This window comes from Arthrobacter sp. ISL-65 (assembly GCF_018613795.1).
Classification (GTDB): Bacteria; Actinomycetota; Actinomycetes; order Actinomycetales; family Micrococcaceae; genus Arthrobacter.
In genome coordinates this window covers 17,265-39,021 of sequence record NZ_JAGGPN010000041.1, presented here as the reverse complement: position 1 = coordinate 39,021, position 21,757 = coordinate 17,265, and the positions used below count along the sequence as shown (strand labels likewise).

Here is a 21,757-nt window from a genome sequence, read left to right as displayed (position 1 = left end):
CGTTGGGGTCAACATGAAGTATCCGGAAGCCAGGATGATCTTGAGCTCCGAAGTGAAAGGTGTATAAGTGATCAAGACAGCATTGACGGAAGCCCTCGGCCTCCGATACCCCGTCTGCTCCGCCGGCATGGCGCGTGTCGCGCAGGCCGAACTCGTGACCGCGGTCAGTAACGCCGGCGGCTTGGGATGCCTGGGCGGCGTCAGCTTCATGCCGGATGACCTTCGCGCCGAAATCAAGAAGATCGAAGCTGGAACCGACAAGCCCTACGCAATTAACCTCCTTCTACCGGACTCGCTTACAACTGAAGACGAAGCACAGTGGGCGCCAGTGCGCGAACTGTGGCAATCGCTTTCGGGAGCGGACCAAGAAAAGATGGCAGGTGTAGAAGCGCTTTTGACGCCGGGGGCCGTAGCAGACCAGGTGCAGATCGTCCTGGACGCGGCACCTTCCGCGGTTGTTTTGACGTTCGCTACACCGGATTGGTTCATCAAAGAGTGTAAGGATCGCGGAATCACGGTGTTCTCGCTTGTCGGCTCAGTGGGCAAGGCACAGGAAGCTAGTGCAGCGGGTGTTGACTTTATTGTCGCTCAGGGCAGTGAGGCCGGCGGGCACACCGGATACGCATCCACTATGACCCTCGTCCCTGCCGTTATTGATGTGGTGGATCAGCCAGTCCTGGCCGCTGGCGGCATCGCCGATGGCCGCGGGCTGGCCGCCTCGCTCGCATTGGGCGCAGCAGGAGTCTGGGTGGGAACGCGCTTCATTGCCAGCCCCGAAGCTTACGGGCACGACAATTTCAAGAACCGAGTGGTGGGAGGATCCTTCAAGGACAGCACCATCACCTACTCATACAGCGGTAAGCGTATGCGTGCATTCGAGAACAAATGGACCTCGGAATGGGAATCTTCGGATAAAAAACCCGCAGGCTTCCCCGGACAATACGCCGTCGCCGGCACGCGCGTCGAAACAGGATATCTGGACGGAGACATGGACTTCGGGATGATGCCGGTGGGCCAGACCATGCAGCTTGTTCACGAAATTCTGCCTGCTGGTGAGATCGTCGAGAATATGGCATCAGATGCAGAAAAAATTCTCCGTCGACTTGCGACTGGAAACTAGCAAGCATCTCAATCGTCAAATCCAAGAGGCCCGTTGAGTCCGGCCAAACCGGCTCAACGGGCCAGTTGGAATTTTCCAACCATTAAATGAGAGTAGAGCGGATATGAATAAATCGTCGCCTGAGCTAACGGACTGTGTCTCCGCGCTGGAATACATCGCCGGTCAATACCCTGAGAAAACAGCGATTGTCGACGGCGACACCTTCACCAGTTATAAGGATCTCCAGGCATCGATCGAGCGCCGCTCAGCCGTACTGCTTGCGGCCGGCCTCAAGCCGGGTTATCGGGTTGCCCTCGTTGCAGAAAGCTCAGCCGATTATCTTTCCACAGCCCTCGCTGTATGGCGCAGCGGCGGCGTACTGGTTACTGTCTATCCTTCCAGTGGTCCAGAGGACCTGGAATATTCCATTGCCACGAGTGACCCTGCGCTGATAGTCATCTCCGAAAGCGTTGATCGTGCGCATATCGCCCCTGCAGCACGAAATGCCCCAATTGTGGATATCGTTGGCTTCCAGGTAACCGAGGTTCGGCACGACGCTCTACCCAACCCTGAGGGTCTTCGCGAACCCTTGTCCATGATCTGCTTCTCGTCAGGCACCACGAGCCGCCCGAAAGCGATCATGCTTTCGGCTGCAGCTGTATATAACTGCGCGAAAACGTACGGCGAAGTATGGCACCTTTCACCCGACGACAAGGCGATTATCTGTCTGCCGATGGCATGGCTCTATGGGCTTGCAAGCACATCTCTGGCCGTCCTGGTAAGCGGCGGGACAGTTGTGATAGTCCGGAGGGCTCGTCCAGACATGATTGCTCCCGCCATTGAGGAGCATTCCGCCACATTCCTCGCTGGTGTGACGGCGACTTTCGGAAAGCTGGCCCAGTACGCTGAACTCCGAGCCGGGGACAAGCCGGCATTCCCATCACTTCGACTGTGCATCTCGGGCGGTGAGCCCAGGAACGAAGCCGCATTCAGCCGCTGGCAAGCCCAGACTGGACTACCGGTCCTGGATGCGTATTGCGCCTCCGAATGCCTACCACTGGTTACTTACGACCCCGTCGCGAACCCAACTCCCCAACCCGGGTCGGCAGGCAAGCTTGTGCCGCGGTCGAAACTAAAAGTTCTCGACGCCGACGGAGCGGAAGTTCCAACCGGGCAGGTTGGGGAAGCCTACTCGACTGGACCGGGGCTGATGCTCGGCTACTGGCGTGACGAAGAACAAACGCGGACAGTCATCACTGAAGACGGCTGGTACCGCACAAAGGATCTTGTTCGGGTGGATGAGGACGGTTTCGTCTACGTCGTTGGGCGGCTCTCAGACGTCATCATCCGTGGCGGAACAAACATCTCGCCGGCGGAAGTTGAGCGTGTACTTCAGCAGCATGCCTCTGTTGGCGAAGTGGCAGTTGTTGGTCTTCCCGATGACGTGTACGGCCAGCGCGTGGTAGCCGCCGTCGTCCCCAGGGGCCTGGCGCCTCTTGACGAAGCCGAACTGAAGGAATTCGCCGCGGCCCGCCTGTCGTCGTACAAGGTCCCAAGCGAGTTCATCGCCGTCGACTCCCTGCCCGTGAATTCGACAACCGGCAAAGTCAACAGGCGGGACGTGGCCACGCTGTTGACAACGGAAATGAGCCAGGGCCGGGCATAAGAGCCAGCTTCATACACCGACAATTCACGATTCGGCACCCCTCATACGTGTTGCATCAAGACGAAGTTAGGACATGACGAAATGAACCTCGACAAGGCCGGTGTGGTCGTTGTAGGCGGCGGAATAGTGGGCGTATCAACCGCCTATTTTCTTGCTTCAAAAGGGCACGATGTTGTGCTTCTCGAGCAGCGGGAACTCGGTCACGGGGCTTCCGGGCGAAATCTCGGATTCCTTCATATGCAGAATCGCCACGGAGACTACGCGGTCGAACTGACCCGTGCAGGTAGGGCCCTGTACGACGACTTTGCAGATATCCTCGGGCCATCTTTCGAATATAGAAGCAACGGCGCCATGACGTTCTTCTACACGGATGATCAGCGGCGGGTCTACAAGGAATTTGTGGAAGCCCGGATCGCTGACGGATTCAAAGCCGAACTCCTGGACGACCAGGCCGCTCACGAAGCCGCCCCGATATTGCCGCCCGACGTTATTGGGGCAACGTTCAGCCCGGAAGATGGCCAAATTCGGACGCCGAAGTTTGTCCTCGCCTTGGCGCAGGAATGCCGAAGGCTGGGAGTTCGAATCCATGAAAACACGCCGGTCCTCGGACTCCTGCGGAATGGCTCGAAGGTAGTCGGAGTACGGACAGTCGGCGGCAACGTTTCGGCGGATAAGGTCGTTTGGGCGGGTGGTGTCTGGTCTACGATGCTCGAAACAGAGGGCGTAACGGTACCCATCAAGCCACACAGGCTGGGGGCTGTACTTCTGGCTCCTGTAGAGGAGAAGCTCGATAAAATCCTGAATGGACCGCTGGCTGCGAAGCAATACGCGCACATTCGGAACCTCCCCAGTTACAGGGATGAGTACTTCACCTCCCCTTCAGAGGACCAGTCAACGGGTCTCGAGCACATGGAGTGTGTGGCCAAGACCGAGGACGGGAACCTGTTCATAGGCTGCCCGATGGACTACCCCGACCAACTCGACGACAGGTTGCCTGCCGCCGGTCTCAAGCTGGCCATTGATTCATTGCTCAAGACTTTCCCCAACTACAGGTCCCTTGGCATTGAACGTGCCTGGGCCGGCCTCGTCCCCGCCACAGCTGACTCCCTCCCGATCGTTGACGAGGTGGAGGAACTTCCCGGGCTGGTTCTGGCCACCGGGCACGTCTACGGCAACTTGGCCGGCCCGATCACGGGAAAGCTGGTGGCCGAACTGATCTCAGGCGACCGCCTCAGCCACTCCCTCGAGGAACTTTCCCTGTACCGGCCGTCCCTGACCACCCCGGTAGACGGAGTCATTCGCTATTAGCTCTGGCACCCACCCCGCCACCAGAGCACCAGAAACTATACGGAAGTGAATCAAACATTGACTACTCACCTACTCGGCACGACCAATCAGTCAGCCGTGCGCTACCTGGAAGAGCTGGATCTCGGACAGCAGTGGACCTCCGCAGGAAGAACCGTCACGGAGTTCGATGTCGTAACCTTCGCCACATGGTCCGGAGACATGCACCCGCTGCACACCAACGAGGAGTACGCCAAAACTACAGAATTTGGCACCAGGCTCTTTCATGGTCCCGGCGCACTTTCAATTGCCTTTGGGCTGGAAATGGCACTGGGATGGAAGAACGGTTCAGCAATCGCCTTTCTGGGGATCGACAACTGGAACCTCCGTGCCCCTATCCGTATTGGCGACACCATCAGTGTTCGCGAAGAAGTGATTGGCATCAAGCCGTCTGCCAGCAAGCCCGACCGGGGAGTTGTGACTACCCGGGTTCAAATTCTGAATCAGGACGGCGTGATCTGCCAGGAAGGCGACTGGATCGTCCTTCTTTCCCGTCGCCCGGTCTAGGCTCAGTTCACGAACCTCAAAATTCATCAAGGCGGTTTCCGTTGCCTGAAAAAGAAAGTTGCTCGTAGTGTCTCTTCATCTACCAGAGGGCAAACGCCTGGCCGTTTCTCTAAGCCCCGATTTTGACGCCCAGAGCGTATGGCTAGGCACTTTTCGCTCAACGTCCCAGTCTTTGATGTCCAGAGGAGAATTTGGTGCCCTGGTCGGTGCCCCTCGACTTCTCGATGTCTTCAGGCGCTACGGAATCACTACGACATGGTGTGTGCCTACACACACGATGCAAACTTTCCGCAGCTCAGTGGAAGCCATTGTCGAGTCCGGCCATGAAATCGGCGCTCACGGCGTCTACCACGAATATGTTCCTTCACTCGATCGGGCCGAGGAAGAACGGCTGCTGGAACTGCAAATAGCCCAGCACGAAAAGCTCCTGGGCAAACGTCCGTGGGGATACCGCTCACCGGCACTGGACGTTACCGACAACACCCTCGATCTCCTTGCGAAATTCGAGTTTGACTGGGATTCGTCCCTAATGGGCCGAGACTTCGAGCCCTACCGGCCGCGAATGGTCGTCGGTGTTAGCGAGGAAGAGGGAAACACCTTCGGTCCGGAGAGCAGCGTGCTTGAGTTCCCCGTGTCTTGGTTCCTCGACGATTTCCCGGAACTTGAATCCTTTAAGGGCAGCCCGCTTATGCAGAGCAACGAGACTGTTCTGGCTCGCTGGATTGACAGTTTCAATTTCGCATACGAGCGATGCGCCGGGGGCGCAATGACCTGGACACTGCACCCGCAGACCATTGGACGAGCGCACAACCTAGTAATGCTCGAAAAGTTCCTCGACCACGTCACTTCATTCGAAGGTGTATGGTTTCCCACTCTTTCCGAGCTCTTCAACTGCTGGCAAGACGACACTACGCCAGTGGCGGCGTCCTCCCCCGCTGTTTCCAAGCCCGCTCAGGATGACCTCGGTCCGCTGGATAGGATGCTCCCGTGATCAGAATGCTTCTCATAGGTCCCCCCGGAGCTGGCAAAGGTACTCAAGCAACGTACATTGCAAAGCGGTTCGGGATCGTCAGCATTTCAACCGGCGACATCTTCCGCGAAAACGTCAAAAACGAGACACGGTTGGGACAAACCGCCAAATCATATCTGGATGCAGGGCAATTTGTACCGGATGCGGTGACGAACGCTATGGTTCGTGAGCGCCTGGAACAAAACGACGTGGACAACGGATTTCTTTTGGATGGATATCCCCGCACTCTAGGTCAGGTTGACTATCTCGACGAGATCCTTGCAGCCAAGGGTTACGAACTCGACCTCGTACTGCAGCTCACAGCTGAAACAGAAGAGCTGGTCCAGCGCTTGCTCCTGCGGGCCGAACGCCAAAACCGCTCGGACGACACCGCGGAAGTCATAAGAAGCAGGATGGAACTGTATTTCGAGCAAACAACCGCCGTTACGTCCCGGTACAACGAGCGCGGCATCGTTACGGAGGTGGAGGGGCTCGGCAGTATCTCGGAAGTATCCGGCAGGGTTTCGACCACACTGGATCTTATGCTCGGATGGTCGTCAGGGCAGACCACCGTAGCGGCCGGTCGCGGCCTCGAGCGGACGCTGCTGGTCTAGTTGCCACCCCATTTCGCAAAAAATTGGGGACCTACTCTCCGTGAGACAGCCCCTCCTCCCGGAATCAACCGGGAGGAGGGGCCTTTTCCGGCCCAACCGGCCTGGACGGAGAGCATGTGAATGGAGATTGGCGTTGAGGCGTCACCAAACGCGGCTGTGCCAGAGTCTGTGATCTCTGGTGCCTACCTCCCGGAACCAACGAGTCGGAAGTGCGTAGTTCAGGATCCAGCGCGATAGCGCGTAAGCATGAGGGCTACGGCTTCGTCCACAATCGTGGTGTCGGTGGGATCGGGCGGGACAAAGTCGGTTCGCACGAGTTGAGGCCACAGGAGTTGGCCACAAATCATGCCGAGGAACTGTTCGGCTACTGCGGATGCCGGCTGCCTCTGTCCGTCGGCCGACCGGAAGTCGAGTGTGCCAGCCCGCGCTTCGGCGTCGAGGTAATCGCGCAGGCGCTCGAAGAAGGGACCGCGGTCGATGGCGAAGCCGGTGCCGACGATGTCGGCAAGCTCCGGCATCTGGGGAAGTTCAGTGATGATGAGACGGCACAGCGCCGCGGTGCCGGTCCGCGAGATCAAGCACGCGTAGTCGCGGCCGATGTGGTCCAGACCGTACTCGGGATCACCGGGAGGAGGCGGTTCGGCGTACTCTACATCCAACTGCCACTGCTCGGAGCTGACGGCCGCGAACAGCTCAGCCTTGGAAGGGTACCGCTTGAAGAGGGTGCCGGTGGAGACGCGGGCCTCCCCGGCGATCTGGGCCAGGGAGGTTTTGTCGTACCCTTTGGCGAGAAAGAGGTCGCGGGCGGCGCGAATAATGCGCGCGCGATTCTCCGCTTTGATCTGCGCGTGATAGCCGGCCTTGCACAAGTCGCCACCGGCTTCCGCTTGATCACGGTCCGCTTCCGTCATTCCCACGCCCTCCCCCGCATCTCAACCACATTCCAACTTTCAGAGGACGGTCTGACCACCGTCCAGGATAAGATCCTGACCCACTGCGAAGGCGGAGACATCCGAGGCCAGGTAAACGACTGCCTCCGCGACCTCTTCAGGCCTCCCCATGCGGCCCAGCGGGATTCCGGAGCTGATCGCCTCCAAAACCGCTGTCTGATGCGCTGGATCCTCGATGCCAAGTTTAGAGTACAGCGGGGTGTCCACGGGCCCGGGACTGACCGCGTTGAACCGGATGCCGTGTGACCTGAGCAGGTCCGCGTTCCACGACCGCATGAGGGAGGCCACTGCCGCCTTGGTCGCGGCATAGGCGTTCGACTGGCCATAGCCGCCATGAGCACTGTTGGAGGCGTTAAGGATGACCGAGGAAGGGTTGGCCAGCACCGGCACCAGGGCCTGCGTCAGAAAGAAAACACTTTTGACGTTGATATCGAAGAGCCGTCCGAAACTATCCTCCGTATGGTCCTCAAACGGCCGCCAGTCAGAGACGCCGGCGTTCAAGAAGGCAACGTCGAGCTCGCCGAAGTGCTCACGGACACGCTCGGCCAGGCTTCGCTGCGCGTCAATATCGCGCGCATCGGCCTGCACCACAGGAACCTTCTCCCCTAGGATCTGCCGCGCTCTTTCGATGCTGGCTGGGGTTACACCCGTGACCAGCACATCGGCTCCCTCCGCAACGAAACGCTGCGCGGTCTCCAGACCGATCCCACTCGTGCCACCGGTGATGAGGGCGCGCTTGCCAGCAAGACGATTCATGTTGATTACTTTCCGCTGATATTAGGTAAGTCGAACGACTTATCTAAAAATTAGCTGTTCACCTGCCGCCAAGTCAAGTTAGTCCACTTACCATTCTGGTTGTGGCTGTCTTGTACCCACCCACAGGTTTGAGGGGGCGCACCGGCGGGTTCGATACCTCGGAGATTGAAGACGTCGACCACACGGGCGGTGGGCTCGTAGGGCACTGAGCGCCGAGGCACTTCTCGGTAAGGCCCAGGACTTCCTCAGGGTGGTCTTCGCTGGCGAGGATGACGAAGGACGCGGCGGCTGGCCCCCTATCTTCTCGGCGTCGGGAGGCGTGCTGCCGAGCATCGGCGCGGTCGCAGGTTGAATGTCACTTGTTTGATTCCGAGTTCTGTCAGGCGGCGTCGACCGGTTCGTGAGGTGCACCAAAGTGATGTCCCAGAGCGACCGGCGGCGCAGCTGCCTGCCTCACGTCCTAAAGCCGTAGACGTGGATCAACAACGCTGCAAATTAGCGTTTGACCCGGTCGTAGACGCCATTCATCTGCCAGGTGCATGAACTACGCCGGCTCGTTCGGCGGATGGCCTCGAGTAGGGCAGGACATCGCTTGCTTCGACGTCCGATGGCCTACGGCTTCGTCCAGTGTCGCCCGACGACTTGGGCCGCGGCTGCTGAATCCGTCCAAGCTCAAGGGCTGTCAGTGCCAAGAAGACGGAAGAAACGGCACCAGGTTCCCTCAAATTGATGCCCAGGATTTCTTCAGCTTTGGCTATCCGGTAGCGCAAAGAGTTGTGGTGGATTTCCAGAAAGTCAGCCGCGGCATTGATGTTTTGAGCATGTTCAAAGTAGGTCTGAAGACCCTCAACAAGCAGTTCGCGTCCCTCCAGGGGCTTCAGGAACTCCTGGGCCCATTTGATCATCTTGTCGAAACCCACGTCAGCGAAAAGCCTCGTTGCGTAGTTGAAGTCTTCGTAGGCCATAACTTTTGGACCCCGCGAATTGCGGCGAAGGGTCCGAACCGCCAGCTGCGCATCCTGGTAAGAGTCCAGAATGTCTCCTAAACCGTGCACACTGCGGCCGATTCCAATGAGGGCGCCCGGGAGTTTCGAGCCTTCCGCCACGATCACACGCCGGAAGGCCTGAACGCTGCACTGCGCCGCTATGGTTAATGTCTTGTCCTTGGCGGTCATGAGGTACGCGATGGACTGCGACTCCAGCGCTTTGCCCAAAATTTCCGACAGATCCTCTATCGCTGGCAATGATCGCGATGCAACTGCAGGACGAATCGGCCGAAAAACAATGGTCCGCAACTCGTCCGCAAAAGATAGACCGAAAGCCGTGATCCGGGCAGCCAGTTCGGGATTGTGAGGCTCTCGGCGCAATGCCAGCGCTTCCTCAAGCACTGCAGTGCGTATGGCTCGTTCTTGCTGTCGGGCTGCCACGGCCATTCGCTGGCTGGCCTCCACCAGGGTTGCCGCCACGTGAGCCGCGGAGGTTGAATGGCTATCCGGAAAATTCGCCCGCCGGGCTGTGATGACGAGCCAACCGAAATGCGAGTCAGCCTCGTCAGGAGCCGAAATTCTGGCTGCCACCCCCCGCCATCCGTCCACGTCCACGTTCTGGGAGTCGGCCGAGGTGCGGCCGATCTCTTCAAACAGAAGCGACATAGGTGTGGGACCGGTGGCATGGACAGTCTTACCGAATCTGTCGATCAGGACTGCGGTGGAATTACACACGTGCGCCAAGCGGGATAGTAGCGCCGGAATCGGCTCAGTTTCCGTCATCGCCTGACTGAGGGCCCTCTGCAAGGAAGCCAACCTACGGGAAACGGACTCCTCAGGCATCTGCATCGATCGGGAAAATGACATCACGACGTCAGCGACGTTCAGGGCTGGATCAACGGCGATGACAACGTGCTGCTCCCCGACGGCTTCGATCCCTTCAGAAAGGGATGACTCGGACGCCGTAACGAAGATTACTCGTCCCAGCCCGTGGTGGGTGGCCGCAGCCAGGTCTCTAAAGCTTTCGGCACCTGGGCATATGACAACCACATCGATGTCGGCTGGTAAGTCTTCCGGCTTCAGCAAAACAACAGCGCCGCGAACCTGCCTGGACTGCTGGGAAGGGGCCCCCGCGACGAGCTTCGCAGCAGGACCCAAGTCGGCGAGAACAGCTCCAAGTGGTATGGAGGTGGGATCATCTATCATAGGGAACTCTTTCGGGAAGAGACCGGGACGGGCGGCTGGCCTCGCCTACCGCTTTCGCCCAGACTAGACCAGAAATTTAGCCCTCCCCCTGTGAGAATTCTAATGCTCTTCGAGGAACGTTGGACAAGAAACAATTACACCAGTGCTGGTGGGCTCCTAACGTCGCAGGTAGAGACTCGAACACCCTACGGCTGGCATATGGGGCCTGCTTGCTTTCTCTGGCGTGTAGGTCATGTTGCATGGGCTTGACCTCTGGAAAATCAAGCGTCAAGGACTTCTCACCCTGCTATCGGATTCGTCTATCTGGAAGACTAACGAAGAGGGCCACAGGACAGCCCCGAGGAAGAAGGTATCTTGCCATGAGCGCTGACACACTTGCGACAGGTGACATTGTCGTCATAGGAGCAGGAATTGTGGGGCTTTGCACCGCTTGGGAGCTGCGCAAGCGGGGATTCGACGTCGTCGTCGTGGAGCAGCGGTTTCCTACCTACGGTGCTTCCGGACGAAACCCGGGCTCCCTTTGGCTGCAGACGCGGCGCACAGGGGACGAACTGTCACTCGCTAAAGCCGGCAAGGAAAAGTACCAGGACTACTTAAGCGAACTTGGCGACGTGTTTGACTATCGCAATCAAGGCGGCCTTTTTTTCTTCGAAAGTGAAGCACAGGGCCGAGTTCTTGAAGACTATGCTGCCGACCGCCGGGCAGCTGGCCTGGATGCAACCCTGATCAGTCGGGAGGAGGCTCAGAAGCACTGCTCCATCCTTCCGGAGGGTGCTCTCGGAGCCGTCTTTTGCGCCGATGATGCCCAGATAGATGGTGTGCAGTTCGTCAACGCTCTGGCTAGCGCCTGTGTGCGGGCCGGCATCCGCACTTTTGAAAACACCTCTGTTCTTTCGACCCTGCGAAATGGCGAAACCGTAACAGGGGTCCGCACTGTCCGGGGCGAAATTCACGCATCAGGCGTGATGTGGGCAACGGGCGCTTGGTCAACCAACCTCCGGGCCGAGGGGATCGATGTTCCGATCGGCACCGCCAGAGTAGGCCAGATGCTGACTCAGCCCGTAGACACGCACTTGAACGCCATAATGCATGGACCCAGGGGAGTTTACGGATGCGGGGCGCTTACTGACCTTCCAACTTATGACGCCGCGGTTTTTCCTCGCCCAAGCAGCTCCAGTGCTGGAAAGGGCCCGGGCGGGACGTCTGGGTCCTCGTTCGTTGACTATGACGACTCGATCGCCCAAAACCGCGGAGGGTCAATATTCATTGGCAACAGTTTTGACGGACGGGGCTCCCTCAATCCCCACATCAGCATTAACGCTACAAACGCGATGGTTTCCACAACCTTGGACAGATACTCAACCCTGGCTGAATACGGCGTCACCGGTCTTTGGGCCGGTCTCGGAAGCGAAACAAGTGACAACCTGCCCATCGTCGATCGCGCTGACGGCGCCTATATCAATGTCGGTCACGCATGGGGCATCGCAAGCGGGCCCATCTGCGGCCAGGTAATGGCGGAGGTCATCGCAGGGGAGGCCAGCGTCTTTGCTGGTGCCTTGAAAATGAACCGGCCGGCCCTGAGAGTCGCGGGAGAGTAGCCTTCCAGTACTCGATTCCCTGTCAGAAGCCTTAGCGGCTGGCTCAGTGGTCCTGACCTTTGGCCTAAGAACCAAATCATTGACCACCCTTTCGGAATCCTTCTAGTGTTCAGCCCTTCGACGCTCCATTAGCGTCTATTGCATGAGTCGGCCCGGCACATGGATAGCCATAAAAACGCCATGCACCACCTGAATGTTGCGTCTACGACCTGCCGACCAACTCGTCCGCGACCGCGGGAAGAACATAAATGGAAGAATCGCCGATCAGAGACGGCCGACTTCTCAGACAGGAGATTCCTATGACCAAGGCGTCACTAAAGGTAGCCACCGTTCAATTCGAGCTTCGGCCGGAGACGACCCTCCAGCAATATCTGGATCATATGGAGGGGCTAGTAAAGCGCGCTGCGGAGCAACAGGCCGAACTCGTGCTTTTCCCCGAGCTCGCAAGTACGGGGCTTCTCGGAGCTGTCACCGATCATGAAGTCACAACCGCCACAATCACATCGGACTATTGGAAGTTCCTACCGGAGTTCACGGATGACGTCGTTGAGGGCATGCGCAGGATGGCCCGGGATTACAACATCGTGGTTGCTGGTGGAAGCCACAACCGGGTCGCCGAAGACGGCTCGCTGCGCAATACCGCGTACATCGCGCACCCGGACGGTCGCATCGAATCCCAGGACAAAATCCACCTCACACCTCAGGAGCATGCTCTCGGCGCCCGCGGTGGCGATGAACTCCTAGTGACAAAGATTGGGCCGTTTACTGTTGGCCTCCTGATCTGCGCGGACATCCAGTTCCCTGAGCTCTCACGCTATCTTGTCCACAAAGGCGTCGACATGATCCTTTGCCCTTCCCTCACCTGGAACCGGCGGGGCGTCCACCGTGTACGTACCGGATGTCAGGCGCGTGCTATTGAGAACCAACTGTACGTCGTGATGTCTCCGCTGTTCGGCACAAGCGGCATTCCGACCGATTCCCCGATGTTCGCTGTGGGCAAGGCCCTTATCGCCGGGCCCGTGGACAAGACAGTGGGAGTCAACGACGGGATCCTGGCCACCACAGCATCAGCCGACGAAGAATTGCTGGTCGCCGACTTGGACCATGACCTGTTGGTTGCCTCACGGGCGAAACCCGAAGCACCCGGCTTGGCACTTCGTAGGCTGGATCTGTACGCCAAGCTCCAGGCAGAAATGGGAGCCTGATGTCGCTGTACCAGCATCGTGTGAGGAACCACGAGGTGGACTCCCAGGGGTTTCTCTTTAACAGCCGCTATCTCGAGGTCGCCGACGTAGCAATGACGGAGTTCTTCCGCAGCATTGGTTGGCCCTACCCGAAGCTGGTCGCTGGAGGGACGGATCCCTCGGTTGTCAGTGCAGTTCTTTCTTTCAAATCCCCCGCCTACTTCGACGACATTCTCAACGTTGACGTCAAGTGCCGAAACGTCGGGAATTCCAGCTTCGCGATCGACGTATCAATTGCTCGTGGTGGAACGGAGGTGGCGAACGTCGAACTGGTATACGTTAACGTCGACGCAGCTCAGGCCCGTTCTCGACCACTTCCGGAAGCCGTCGCGCTGGCACTCCATGGCGCCTTGCAGGGCTGATCCACGTCTCTGACCTAAATTTCTCCACCCTTTTTATCAATCCAACACAGCCAGATACTCCGTCTCGACACGACGAGCTGGCCATCGAAGCACGAACTACAGCGTTAGGAGCCCTCCATGGCAATCTCTTTGAACCACAAACCCGCAATTGATCCAAAGAACGTGAACGACTTTGGTCCGGCAAAGATCGAACATCGAACGGCCGGCAGCCAGCTCCAGCAGCTTGGAACATACATCATGACCTTTGAGGAAAACGGCTTCAGCGATCCCTGGACCGTTCAGTACGAGGAAACAATCTATGTCATCGAGGGCCAGGCTCGGCTGGTCATAATCAATGGTGAACACAAGGACACCCTGACCGGCGATGCCGACGAATTGCTCGTTCTTCCCAAGGGAACCACTGTCCAGTACAGTGCTACCCCCGGCACCCGGCTCCTTCTGTCCATCAGCCCCGTCCACTGGCGCGACGCAGTCGTTTAGACTGAATCCCGATGATGGAAGATACATCCAATACAGGTCTGGCCGCGATCAATAGGGGAACGTCTCCCCGGGCTGGGACACCAGCGTCTAACACTCCCTGGGGACTGTTAGAAGAAGGGCAAGACGTGGTTCTCGAAAATGGGAATCACCGTTTTGCTGGAAAAGTAGATGCATTGAGTTTGGACCGGAATATCATCTGGGTTACATCATGTGTTGGGGAACGGCGCCTCTTCCATGTAGCTGACGGTTACGAAGTGTCTCTTTAACATCGCTGCTGAGCATCGGACAACGGCTCAGGGATGACGGTGATGTGTTTGTGTATGTCATCATCCTCAAGGGTCCCGTCATATTGCCTAAGACGGGATCCTGCCGTCCTACCCCTGTACCTCTACCGAACCTTTGCAACTGCATCCATCGCCCATCCCTGTGGCATTCTCCCGGGCTATGCACAACGTTCCTTAGGAAATACGCACCGGACCGCCGACGCGGATTCTTCGTACGACTCGTGAGATCCACCTATCTAGGCTTCGCTCTGGGAGCTGGTCTCGTCTTGTTTCTGTCTTGCACGTGCCCCTCGGAGAGCGGCCGATACAGTCATTCGGCCGGCACTCTCCCCCTTCCAGCTACGGTCGTTTGCAAAATGGAGCATGGAATGTCCAATGGAGAGGTCCACTGGCGGATCATCTTCTTTAAGGACGCGAAACAGCCGGCGTGACTCCGCGGGCACTGCGCCGCCTAGCCGACGCAGTGCCCTTGGACGTCACCTAGTGTTCCGTGTTAATGAGGTTCTTTTGCTCAAGGAATCCCTGGCCCTGATCGGCAACGAAAAGTACGATTACGACTACCCTCTGGTGCAACAGGGGGTGTGCTGGCGGACCGGTTCCCGAAACGCTGGATCGTACAGTTCACCTACATCAGCTGGACGGCGCTGACCGGCCTCCTCGCCGCCCTCACCCTCTCGCACACAGTCCAGATCTGGCAGGTACAGCTGATCGCCGCCGGATTGGGCATCGCGAACGCACTGGGCTGGCCCGCCGAGCAGGCATTCGTCGCGGAAATGGTCGGACCCGACCACCTGCGCCACGCGATCAGCATCAACGCCTCCGTGGTTCAGCTCGCGGGGCTGCTCGGCCCCGCACTCGGGGGGCTCGTCATAGTCGCAGTCGGTCCGGGCGGGTCTTTCCTCATCGCCGCGATCGGCCACATGGTGCCCCTGGTCGCGGCGGCGCTGTTACGCGCCCGGGAACTACACACGCTGCCGACCGTGCCGGCGAATCGGGGCCAACTACGCGCCGGGCTGCGCTTTGCCGTAGGCCGGCCCGACGTGCTCTGGCCCACGATCCTGATCGGCGTGTTCGCAATATTCACCGGCAACCTCTCCGTGACACTGGCCGTGTACGCCAAATCCGTTTTCGACTCGGGCCCAGGCGGGTACGGGCTACTGAGCGCGATGGTGGCCGCCGGTTCGCTGCTTGGCGCCCTCATCTCCTTGCGCCTGCATCGCACGCGGCTCCGCACCCTGGTGCTGTTCGCAGCGCTGCTCTCAACGCTCTATCTCCTCTGCGCCGCCGCACTGTCTCAGCCCGTCTTCTGCGCTCTGCTGGTCGGCGTAGGCATAAGCACCCTGCTGTTGCAGACATTGGGAAACGCAACTGTCCAGTCTGCTGCCCACGGCAGCATCCGGGGGCGGGTCGCGAGCATCTATTTACTGGCCTATTCCGGGGGAATGGCTCTCGGCGGCCCCCTCGTGGGCACCATAGACCAGTACCTCGGCCCCCAAACCGGCATGCTGGTCGGCGGAGCACTGCCCGGCGCCGTGACCCTGCTAATCGCTGCCCGGCTCAGAATGAACCTAAAACGCATACCCAGCCAGCCAGCGCCACCGCTGCCTGCTTCTCCTGCGGAAGAAGCAGCGCGTCACGGTGTCCCTCGCCGAGGCGAAGGCCGGGCCCTCGGCGAATGACTCCCATATTTGGCAGCGCGAGTTGAACACTAACCCGCTGCCTGGAACCCAAACCGAAAACATGCCGCAGGACAGCGTCGTCGTGCACAGCATGGACCGACTCGCGCGCAACCTCGATGACCTGCGCACGCTGGTCCTACGCCTCAACCCGAAAGGGCGTGCCGGTGGAGTTCGTCAAGGAGCAACTGCTCTTCACCGGCGAGGACTCCCCTGTCTCAGGCAGAGGCTACTCCCGGCTCACGAATAACCATGCATGCCAGTTAAAGCCTTCGGGGGAACGGGTCGCCGCGGCTGCGGGATTCCGGCAGGGACTGGCCGCCGGAGCCGGGGTGTCGATGTCGTCCTGCTGTAGCCAGCGCACAGACTCGTAGCTTAAGGATTCGGTCTCACGCCACGGCTGCTGGTGGGCGTACGTGAAATCCTCGACGTCGTCATGGTGGTTGTGCGTTATCTCGATGCTCAAACCCGCCCTGCAGACACGGCTCCACGACGCAGCCCCAGGTGCCGCGTCCTTGGCATCCTCGTTGAATCACTCAGCCCTGAACGTGGCCAACGCCTTGGGCGCTTTCCTGGGCGGGACAATGATCGAGTGGGGCTAGGGATACACCGCCCCGCCCTCGTCGGTGCGGTACTGTCGATGCTTGGCCTCGCAGTTGCAGTCATCAGTGGCGCGCTTGAGCGTAGGAGACCACTGGCCAGCTAATGTCTAGGCCTGTTCGAGCCGCACGCGCTCGAGGTCCGGCTCCACGTAGATAACCCGCGCGACTGGAACAGCCGTGCGGATCCGCCGTTCGGCGTCGTCGATGGCTTGGCGATCTACCTGCCGGTGTCAGCAGCGCCGATACTGATCTTTGCCGCTACCAACAGTTCCGATCAGCCGTGACTCTTGTCCGAGATCGCGCATCGTCGTGTAGGCGTCGAGTGTGCCCTGGATGCAGCTGTCGAACCACCCTCCCGTGTTCAGACTCGGGATGGTGACCTGGTCGTGGCGGCCTGCGATGCGCATGTGCTGCGTCGCCTCGACGTCGGTGGCCGGATCCAGATCGATCATGACCGGTATTCCGTGGTGATTTAAGACGGGCAACTCGGTTACCGGTAGCCCCCAGTAGCCGTCCTTCGAGGTTGTCGAGATCTTTGATGAGCGCAGCCGAGCGATTGGCCATCTCCTCCTGCGTCAGACCTTGACGTGACAACCAGTCGAACGCCGCAGCCATAGCCCATCCTACGATCACCGAAAACTGCGTAGCGCCACCCCGGGCGACGAGGGCTTCGCTCGGTTCAGCCCAGGTCATCAACGGCGTGATCGCCTTCAACGCGGGTGGCTGCTCGATCGCTGCCCGCCACTGTGTGTGGCCGCAGTAGCTGCCGCCGAGCATACCGACGCGACCGTTCGAGCCGCGAAGCTCCGCGGCCCACGCGATCGCGTCAGCGCCATCGTGACCCTCGTGGCGCAGGGGCTCCCAGGCGCCGTCGGACGCATAGCGTCCCCGCACGTCTTGGATCACCATCATGAAGCCCTGGCGGGCAACCTCGGTCGGCGAGAAACCGTTCCACAGGTCGTCAGCTGCGCCGGACTTGTTGTACGGCGTGCGGACGACCAGAGCCGGCCACGGCCCGTCTCCCGAAGGTCGGTACACATCCGCCCGGAGGATAACACCGTCGCGCATCCGCGCGGGAACGTCGAACTCGACGATCACGGACGGCTGGGCGGTCACTGACGAGATCACGGCGACACTTTCTTCGTTCATGCTCGGCTTTCGATCGTGTGCGCTCCGGCCCTGGCTCCGTTTGGATGAGGGCTCGGCTCGTGCGGCTCGTCGAATGAACCGACGAGCTCGAGTGCGCGTGCTCGATCGCCTGTTTCGATTGCAACCGCCAGATCTCGGATTCGTCCGTACAGCACGCCGGACTGCCCACGGGAGATCAGGGCGCTGCACGTTCTCGCTCGCGCCTCTTGGACGAGAGTTAACATGGCTGCGGGGGTCATGGCCTCAGCGGTCCGGGGCGCCAGCTCGAGAACAGCCGCCCTGAGCGCGGTGACGCCGTCGACATCGGCGACTCCCGCAATGCCCCGGGAAAGCGGAAGCGCCAACGCTTGAGAGTGAGGAACAGGTTGGGCGAACACCTCGGTCACAGCTTGATGTTCAAGTGTTCGGAGCACCTCGTCAGCCCGCTTGCTGCGGTCACCGGTCGCATCCGCAGCAAGCCGTGTCATTGCCCGACGGGTTGATCGGCGGTCTCGTTGCAACTCAGCATCGGCGCTCAACGACGCCGAAATGAGTCGGCGGGTGTACGGCTGAGAAGGCTCGTCGGTCACTCCCGCGGCGTCGCCCTGCTCGATGAGTTTGCCGTGTTCGAGTACAGCGATGCGCGTGCTCATGTGTCGCACGACAGAAAGGTCGTGCGTGATGAACAGGTAGGCCACTCCGCGCTCGCGTTGTAGTTCCAGGAGCAGGTTGAGGATCTGAGCTTGCACCGACAGGTCGAGTGCGGAGACCGACTCGTCACAGACGACGAGCCTCGGCTCGGGGAGGAGCGCTCGCGCGATCGAAATGCGCTGTCGCTGTCCACCAGAGAATTGAGCGGGGAACTTCGACAGCGCCGAGCTATCGAGGCCGACACGATCCAGCATGGCGACGACCCGAGCCCGCTTCTCCCCCCGCGACATCGGCGGCGAATTCGCCAACGTCTCGCCCATGCTCTGTTCGATTGTTCGATGCGGGTTGAACGAGGTGTACGGATCCTGGAAGACGGCCTGGATCTGGGTGCTCAGCTTGCGACGCGCCGCGCCGGTGAGACCAGCGATGTCGCTACCGTCGAAGCCAATTGTCCCTCGCTCCGGCTTCACGAGCCCGAGCACCGTGTTTCCCAGAGTCGACTTGCCCGAACCGGATTCCCCGACCAGCCCGAGGGTTTCTCCCTCATTAAGGCTGACACTGACTCCCTCGAGAGCCACCTTGTCTTTCCGGCGACCTCGTCCGCGGTACATCACCGTCAGGTCTTGGACTTCTAGCAACGAGCTCATGTTCTCACCAATTCGTCCACGTCGGTACGGATACATCGCGCAGCGGAGCCTTCGTCGAGCGTCACCATCGGAATGGGCCCTGTGCGACAGGCGTCCTCCGCCAGCTCACACCGGCTGGCGAACCGGCACCCGTGCGGCCAAAAACCCGGCGCCGGCACGGTGCCAGCGATTACCGGCAGGAGTTGACGTGGAGCAATACCGACTGACGATGACTGCAACAGTGCCCGAGTGTAAGGGTGCGCAGGATGGGCGATGATCGATCGCACGTCCGCGCTCTCGACGACCTGCCCGGCGTACATCACGAGCGCGCGATCACAGGCCTCTGCCACGACTCCCCAGTCGTGGGTGACCAGGATGAGCGCCATCCCAGTCTGCTCGCGCAGGTCTCTGAGCAGGTCGAGAATCTCACACTGCACCGAGACATCGAGAGCAGTTGTGGGCTCATCGGCGATCAGGAGTTCTGGTTCGCCGGCTAGCGCCCGCGCGATGGCGATGCGTTGCGCCATACCGCCCGATAGTTCGTGCGGATATTTCTTGGCCACCGCATCCGGCTCAGGCAGCCGCACACGGGCCATGAGCTCCCTGGCGATCTGGCGTGCCTTGCCCTTGCCGACACCCCGATGCAACCTGACCGCCTCTTCCAGCTGATGGCCGACCGTGAATGCGGGATTCAAGCTGGAGATCGGCTCCTGCGAGATGAACCCGATTCCCGTTCCCCGGTAGGCGTTCATCTCGCGCTCGCTTAGCGAGGTCAATTCCGCGCCTTTGAACGAGATCGAGGCGGCTGCCACGTGGGCGCCCATGGGAAGCACACGAAGCACTCCCGAGATGGTCATCGACTTTCCACAACCGGACTCGCCGACGATCGCGACTGCCTCTCCCGGCGCCACATGGAAGTTGACGTCGTCGACGATCGTGACTTCGCTCGAGCCCCGCGGCAATCTGACCGTCATGCCCTTCACGCTCAAGATCGATTCCTGCCCCAGGGGTGCTGCTCCTCCGCCTGCCGGAGACGCAGCTTGGGAGACCTTCACAGCGAGCGCGCGCCAGCTGAAAGCCTTCGCCGAACCGCTCGACCGGCCCATATAGGCATCACGGATGCCGTTTCCTAGAAGCGTGAGGCTCAGAGTGACGACGGCGATGATGCCACCGGTTGGTACGAGCATCCATGCACTGATAGGCATCACGTTCTGGGCGTCTGTCACCAGGTTTCCCCAGCTCGGTGCCGGAGGCGCAACGCCGAGTCCGAGGTAGCCGATACCTGCTTCGGCGATGCACGCCACAGCGGCCACGATACTGATCTGCGTCAGCGCCGGCCCGGTCACGCCCGAAAGGATGTGGCGGCGCATGATCTGGAGACTCGTCAGTCCGGCCACCCGCGCGCTGGCGACGTAGAGCTCCTCACGAACGGCGATCGTGGCTGAATACACCACTCGGGCCAGTGTCGGAGCCATGATCACGCCCAATGTGATCATGGCCGCGGCTTCGTTGTTCCCGTAAATGCCGAGAATGACCAGCAGCATCACCAATCCCGGTACAGCGAGCAGCAAGTCGCACAGTCGCATGGCGACCGTTTCGACCCACCCACCGAGTGTACCCGCGGTCAGACCGAGGAACAGTCCGATAACGGCGCACACCACCACTGCCTGCACGATTCCCAACAGGGTGACCTGGCCACCGTGGAGCATCCTCGACAGGATGTCGCGGCCGAGCTGGTCAGTTCCGAGCAGGTGGCTCGCGCTTGGCCCTGCGGCCGTGTTCTGCAAATCCTGGTCGAGAGGCTCGTAAGGCGAGACCCACTGGGCGAATACGCAGGCCAAGACGATCACGAGCAGAACGAGGCTGCATGCGACGGCGATCGGTTGTCTGACGAGACGCGGGAGGAAACCGGCCCCGCGTTCGGCCGCCCGACGAGACTGTTCTTGAATTGCTGCACCTTCAATGACTGCGCTCATCGCGCCCTCGCCTTCGCGTTTAGGTAACCTGAAGCGATATCGGTCAAGAGGAATACCACCACGACCATAGCCGTGTAGAAGACCGCCAGACCCTGGATGACTTGCAGGTCGTGCTTGGTGGTGGCGCTCACCATCAGAGTGCCGAGACCGGGCATGCCGAAGATCTGCTCCATGAGGATAGTGCCGCCGATCAGGCTGACGAACACCAGGCTGACCATGGTCAGCACAGGCCCAGCGGCATTCTTCGCAACGTGCTTGAACACGATCCGCTTCCACGGATAGCCGTTCGCCCGGAGACTGCGGACGTAGTCACTGCGCATCGCGGACAACATCTCGGCCCGTGTCACGACCGCGACCAACGCGATTTCCGACACGCCGAGGACGACCACCGGGAGAATCAACGATTGGATCCATCCCGATGGGGAATCAGCGAAGGGCACGTATCCGGAGACGGGCAACCAGGCGAGGTTCACGCCGAATACGAGAACGGCGATCAATGCGAGCCAGAAGCTGGGGAGGCCTCGACCGAGGACGGCGAGCACCTCCGCCAACCGTCCGATGATGCCGCCGCGAATGGCAGCGATCGCGCCGGACGTCACACCGAGGATGATGACGAGGAGCAAGGCCCCCACGGCCAGTGACATCGTCACCGGGATTCGAGACGCGATGGTATCGGCCACTGGCACACCAGAGACGACTGACAAACCCAAGTCGCCGGTGATCGCGTGGCGGAGCCAATCAACGTATTGCACGAGTACTGGCCGGTCGGCCCCGAGCTTCGCGTTGAGCGCAGCCACAGAAGCCGCGGAAGCGGTAGGGCCAAGGATGGCCTGCCCGACGCTCCCGCCCGCGAGCGAACTCAGCACGAAGACGATGAATGAGATCACTCCCATTAGCGGAACCGCCACAATCAATCGTCGTATGACGACACTTAGCATGATCTCTCCTTGAGTATCACAACAGGCGAGGGCACTTCGACGCGAGTCGAGGTGC

The 21,757-nt window shown here is 60.0% G+C and carries 19 protein-coding genes and 3 pseudogenes; 13 read left to right on the top strand and 9 right to left on the bottom strand.

The window, feature by feature from the left end; all coding sequences use genetic code 11:
• Positions 1 to 67 precede the first annotated feature (67 nt).
• The 6 genes from J7I85_RS18330 (at position 68) to J7I85_RS18305 (ending at position 6,239) form a co-directional block, all read left to right on the top strand.
• Positions 68 to 1,120, top strand: coding sequence for a nitronate monooxygenase family protein (locus J7I85_RS18330; RefSeq protein WP_214854605.1), 1,053 nt, complete (start codon positions 68 to 70; stop codon positions 1,118 to 1,120).
• A gap of 103 nt (positions 1,121 to 1,223) precedes the next feature.
• The gene (locus J7I85_RS18325; RefSeq protein WP_214854602.1) at positions 1,224 to 2,765 is read left to right on the top strand and encodes a class I adenylate-forming enzyme family protein; all 1,542 of its coding nucleotides are present in this window, start codon (positions 1,224 to 1,226) and stop codon (positions 2,763 to 2,765) included.
• 81 nt (positions 2,766 to 2,846) lie between these two features.
• Entirely contained in the window at positions 2,847 to 4,073 is a 1,227-nt protein-coding gene (locus tag J7I85_RS18320) for an FAD-binding oxidoreductase (RefSeq protein WP_214854594.1), read from the top strand.
• Between the two features lie 45 nt (positions 4,074 to 4,118).
• The gene (locus J7I85_RS18315; protein WP_214854590.1) at positions 4,119 to 4,616 is read left to right on the top strand and encodes a MaoC/PaaZ C-terminal domain-containing protein; all 498 of its coding nucleotides are present in this window, start codon (positions 4,119 to 4,121) and stop codon (positions 4,614 to 4,616) included.
• 175 nt (positions 4,617 to 4,791) lie between these two features.
• The gene (locus J7I85_RS18310) at positions 4,792 to 5,607 is read left to right on the top strand and encodes a polysaccharide deacetylase (protein ID WP_251024537.1); all 816 of its coding nucleotides are present in this window, start codon (positions 4,792 to 4,794) and stop codon (positions 5,605 to 5,607) included.
• A 5-nt stretch (positions 5,608 to 5,612) separates the two neighbouring features.
• Entirely contained in the window at positions 5,613 to 6,239 is a 627-nt protein-coding gene (locus J7I85_RS18305) for an adenylate kinase (RefSeq protein ID WP_214854808.1), read from the top strand.
• A 218-nt stretch (positions 6,240 to 6,457) separates the two neighbouring features.
• Here J7I85_RS18305 and J7I85_RS18300 read toward each other — a convergent pair whose 3' ends face one another.
• The 3 genes from J7I85_RS18300 to J7I85_RS18290 form a co-directional block, all read right to left on the bottom strand.
• Positions 6,458 to 7,150 (bottom strand): TetR/AcrR family transcriptional regulator, encoded by a 693-nt coding sequence (locus J7I85_RS18300; protein WP_214854586.1) that lies wholly within the window; start codon positions 7,148 to 7,150, stop codon positions 6,458 to 6,460.
• A gap of 39 nt (positions 7,151 to 7,189) precedes the next feature.
• Entirely contained in the window at positions 7,190 to 7,945 is a 756-nt protein-coding gene (locus J7I85_RS18295) for an SDR family oxidoreductase (RefSeq protein ID WP_214854584.1), read from the bottom strand.
• 524 nt (positions 7,946 to 8,469) lie between these two features.
• Positions 8,470 to 10,137, bottom strand: coding sequence for a CdaR family transcriptional regulator (locus tag J7I85_RS18290; RefSeq protein ID WP_214854572.1), 1,668 nt, complete (start codon positions 10,135 to 10,137; stop codon positions 8,470 to 8,472).
• A gap of 359 nt (positions 10,138 to 10,496) precedes the next feature.
• Here J7I85_RS18290 and J7I85_RS18285 point away from each other — a divergent pair, with 359 nt between their 5' ends.
• From J7I85_RS18285 to J7I85_RS25180, 6 genes and pseudogenes are all read left to right on the top strand, one after another.
• Complete coding sequence (locus J7I85_RS18285; protein ID WP_214854568.1) at positions 10,497 to 11,735, top strand: FAD-binding oxidoreductase; 1,239 nt, start codon at positions 10,497 to 10,499, stop codon at positions 11,733 to 11,735.
• A gap of 299 nt (positions 11,736 to 12,034) precedes the next feature.
• Complete coding sequence (locus J7I85_RS18280; protein WP_214854565.1) at positions 12,035 to 12,940, top strand: nitrilase-related carbon-nitrogen hydrolase; 906 nt, start codon at positions 12,035 to 12,037, stop codon at positions 12,938 to 12,940.
• Positions 12,940 to 13,341 (top strand): thioesterase family protein, encoded by a 402-nt coding sequence (locus tag J7I85_RS18275; protein WP_214854552.1) that lies wholly within the window; start codon positions 12,940 to 12,942, stop codon positions 13,339 to 13,341. Before J7I85_RS18280 ends, J7I85_RS18275 begins: the two co-directional genes overlap by 1 nt.
• 117 nt (positions 13,342 to 13,458) lie before the next feature.
• A complete protein-coding gene (locus J7I85_RS18270) occupies positions 13,459 to 13,821 on the top strand; it encodes a hypothetical protein (RefSeq protein ID WP_214854523.1) in 363 nt (120 codons plus the stop codon).
• Positions 13,822 to 14,686: 865 nt separating this feature from the next.
• Entirely contained in the window at positions 14,687 to 15,784 is a 1,098-nt protein-coding gene (locus tag J7I85_RS18265; protein ID WP_214854519.1) for an MFS transporter, read from the top strand.
• Between the two features lie 70 nt (positions 15,785 to 15,854).
• Positions 15,855 to 16,002: pseudogene (locus tag J7I85_RS25180) on the top strand (recombinase family protein); the annotation flags it as partial.
• Between the two features lie 8 nt (positions 16,003 to 16,010).
• On the opposite strand, the gene J7I85_RS18260 reads toward J7I85_RS25180, so the two are convergent.
• A complete protein-coding gene (locus J7I85_RS18260) occupies positions 16,011 to 16,247 on the bottom strand; it encodes a hypothetical protein (protein WP_214854516.1) in 237 nt (78 codons plus the stop codon).
• On the opposite strand from J7I85_RS18260, the pseudogene J7I85_RS25175 reads away from it, so the two are divergent.
• Positions 16,237 to 16,487, top strand: a pseudogene (locus J7I85_RS25175) (MFS transporter); the annotation flags it as partial. The gene J7I85_RS18260 and the pseudogene J7I85_RS25175 sit on opposite strands and share 11 nt — an antisense overlap.
• A gap of 126 nt (positions 16,488 to 16,613) precedes the next feature.
• Here the strand turns inward: J7I85_RS25175 and J7I85_RS25165 are convergent.
• From J7I85_RS25165 to J7I85_RS18240, 5 genes and pseudogenes are all read right to left on the bottom strand, one after another.
• Positions 16,614 to 16,835: a hypothetical protein gene (locus J7I85_RS25165; protein WP_251024534.1), complete on the bottom strand. Its 222-nt coding sequence runs from the start codon at positions 16,833 to 16,835 to the stop codon at positions 16,614 to 16,616.
• A gap of 82 nt (positions 16,836 to 16,917) precedes the next feature.
• Positions 16,918 to 17,451: pseudogene (locus tag J7I85_RS25995) on the bottom strand (CocE/NonD family hydrolase); the annotation flags it as partial.
• Positions 17,452 to 17,528: 77 nt separating this feature from the next.
• Positions 17,529 to 18,809, bottom strand: coding sequence for an ATP-binding cassette domain-containing protein (locus J7I85_RS18250; protein WP_214854511.1), 1,281 nt, complete (start codon positions 18,807 to 18,809; stop codon positions 17,529 to 17,531).
• Positions 18,806 to 20,764: a dipeptide/oligopeptide/nickel ABC transporter permease/ATP-binding protein gene (locus J7I85_RS18245; protein ID WP_214854509.1), complete on the bottom strand. Its 1,959-nt coding sequence runs from the start codon at positions 20,762 to 20,764 to the stop codon at positions 18,806 to 18,808. Before J7I85_RS18245 ends, J7I85_RS18250 begins: the two co-directional genes overlap by 4 nt.
• A complete protein-coding gene (locus J7I85_RS18240; RefSeq protein WP_214854507.1) occupies positions 20,761 to 21,702 on the bottom strand; it encodes an ABC transporter permease in 942 nt (313 codons plus the stop codon). The genes J7I85_RS18245 and J7I85_RS18240 overlap by 4 nt, the downstream gene beginning before the upstream one ends.
• Positions 21,703 to 21,757 lie beyond the last annotated feature (55 nt).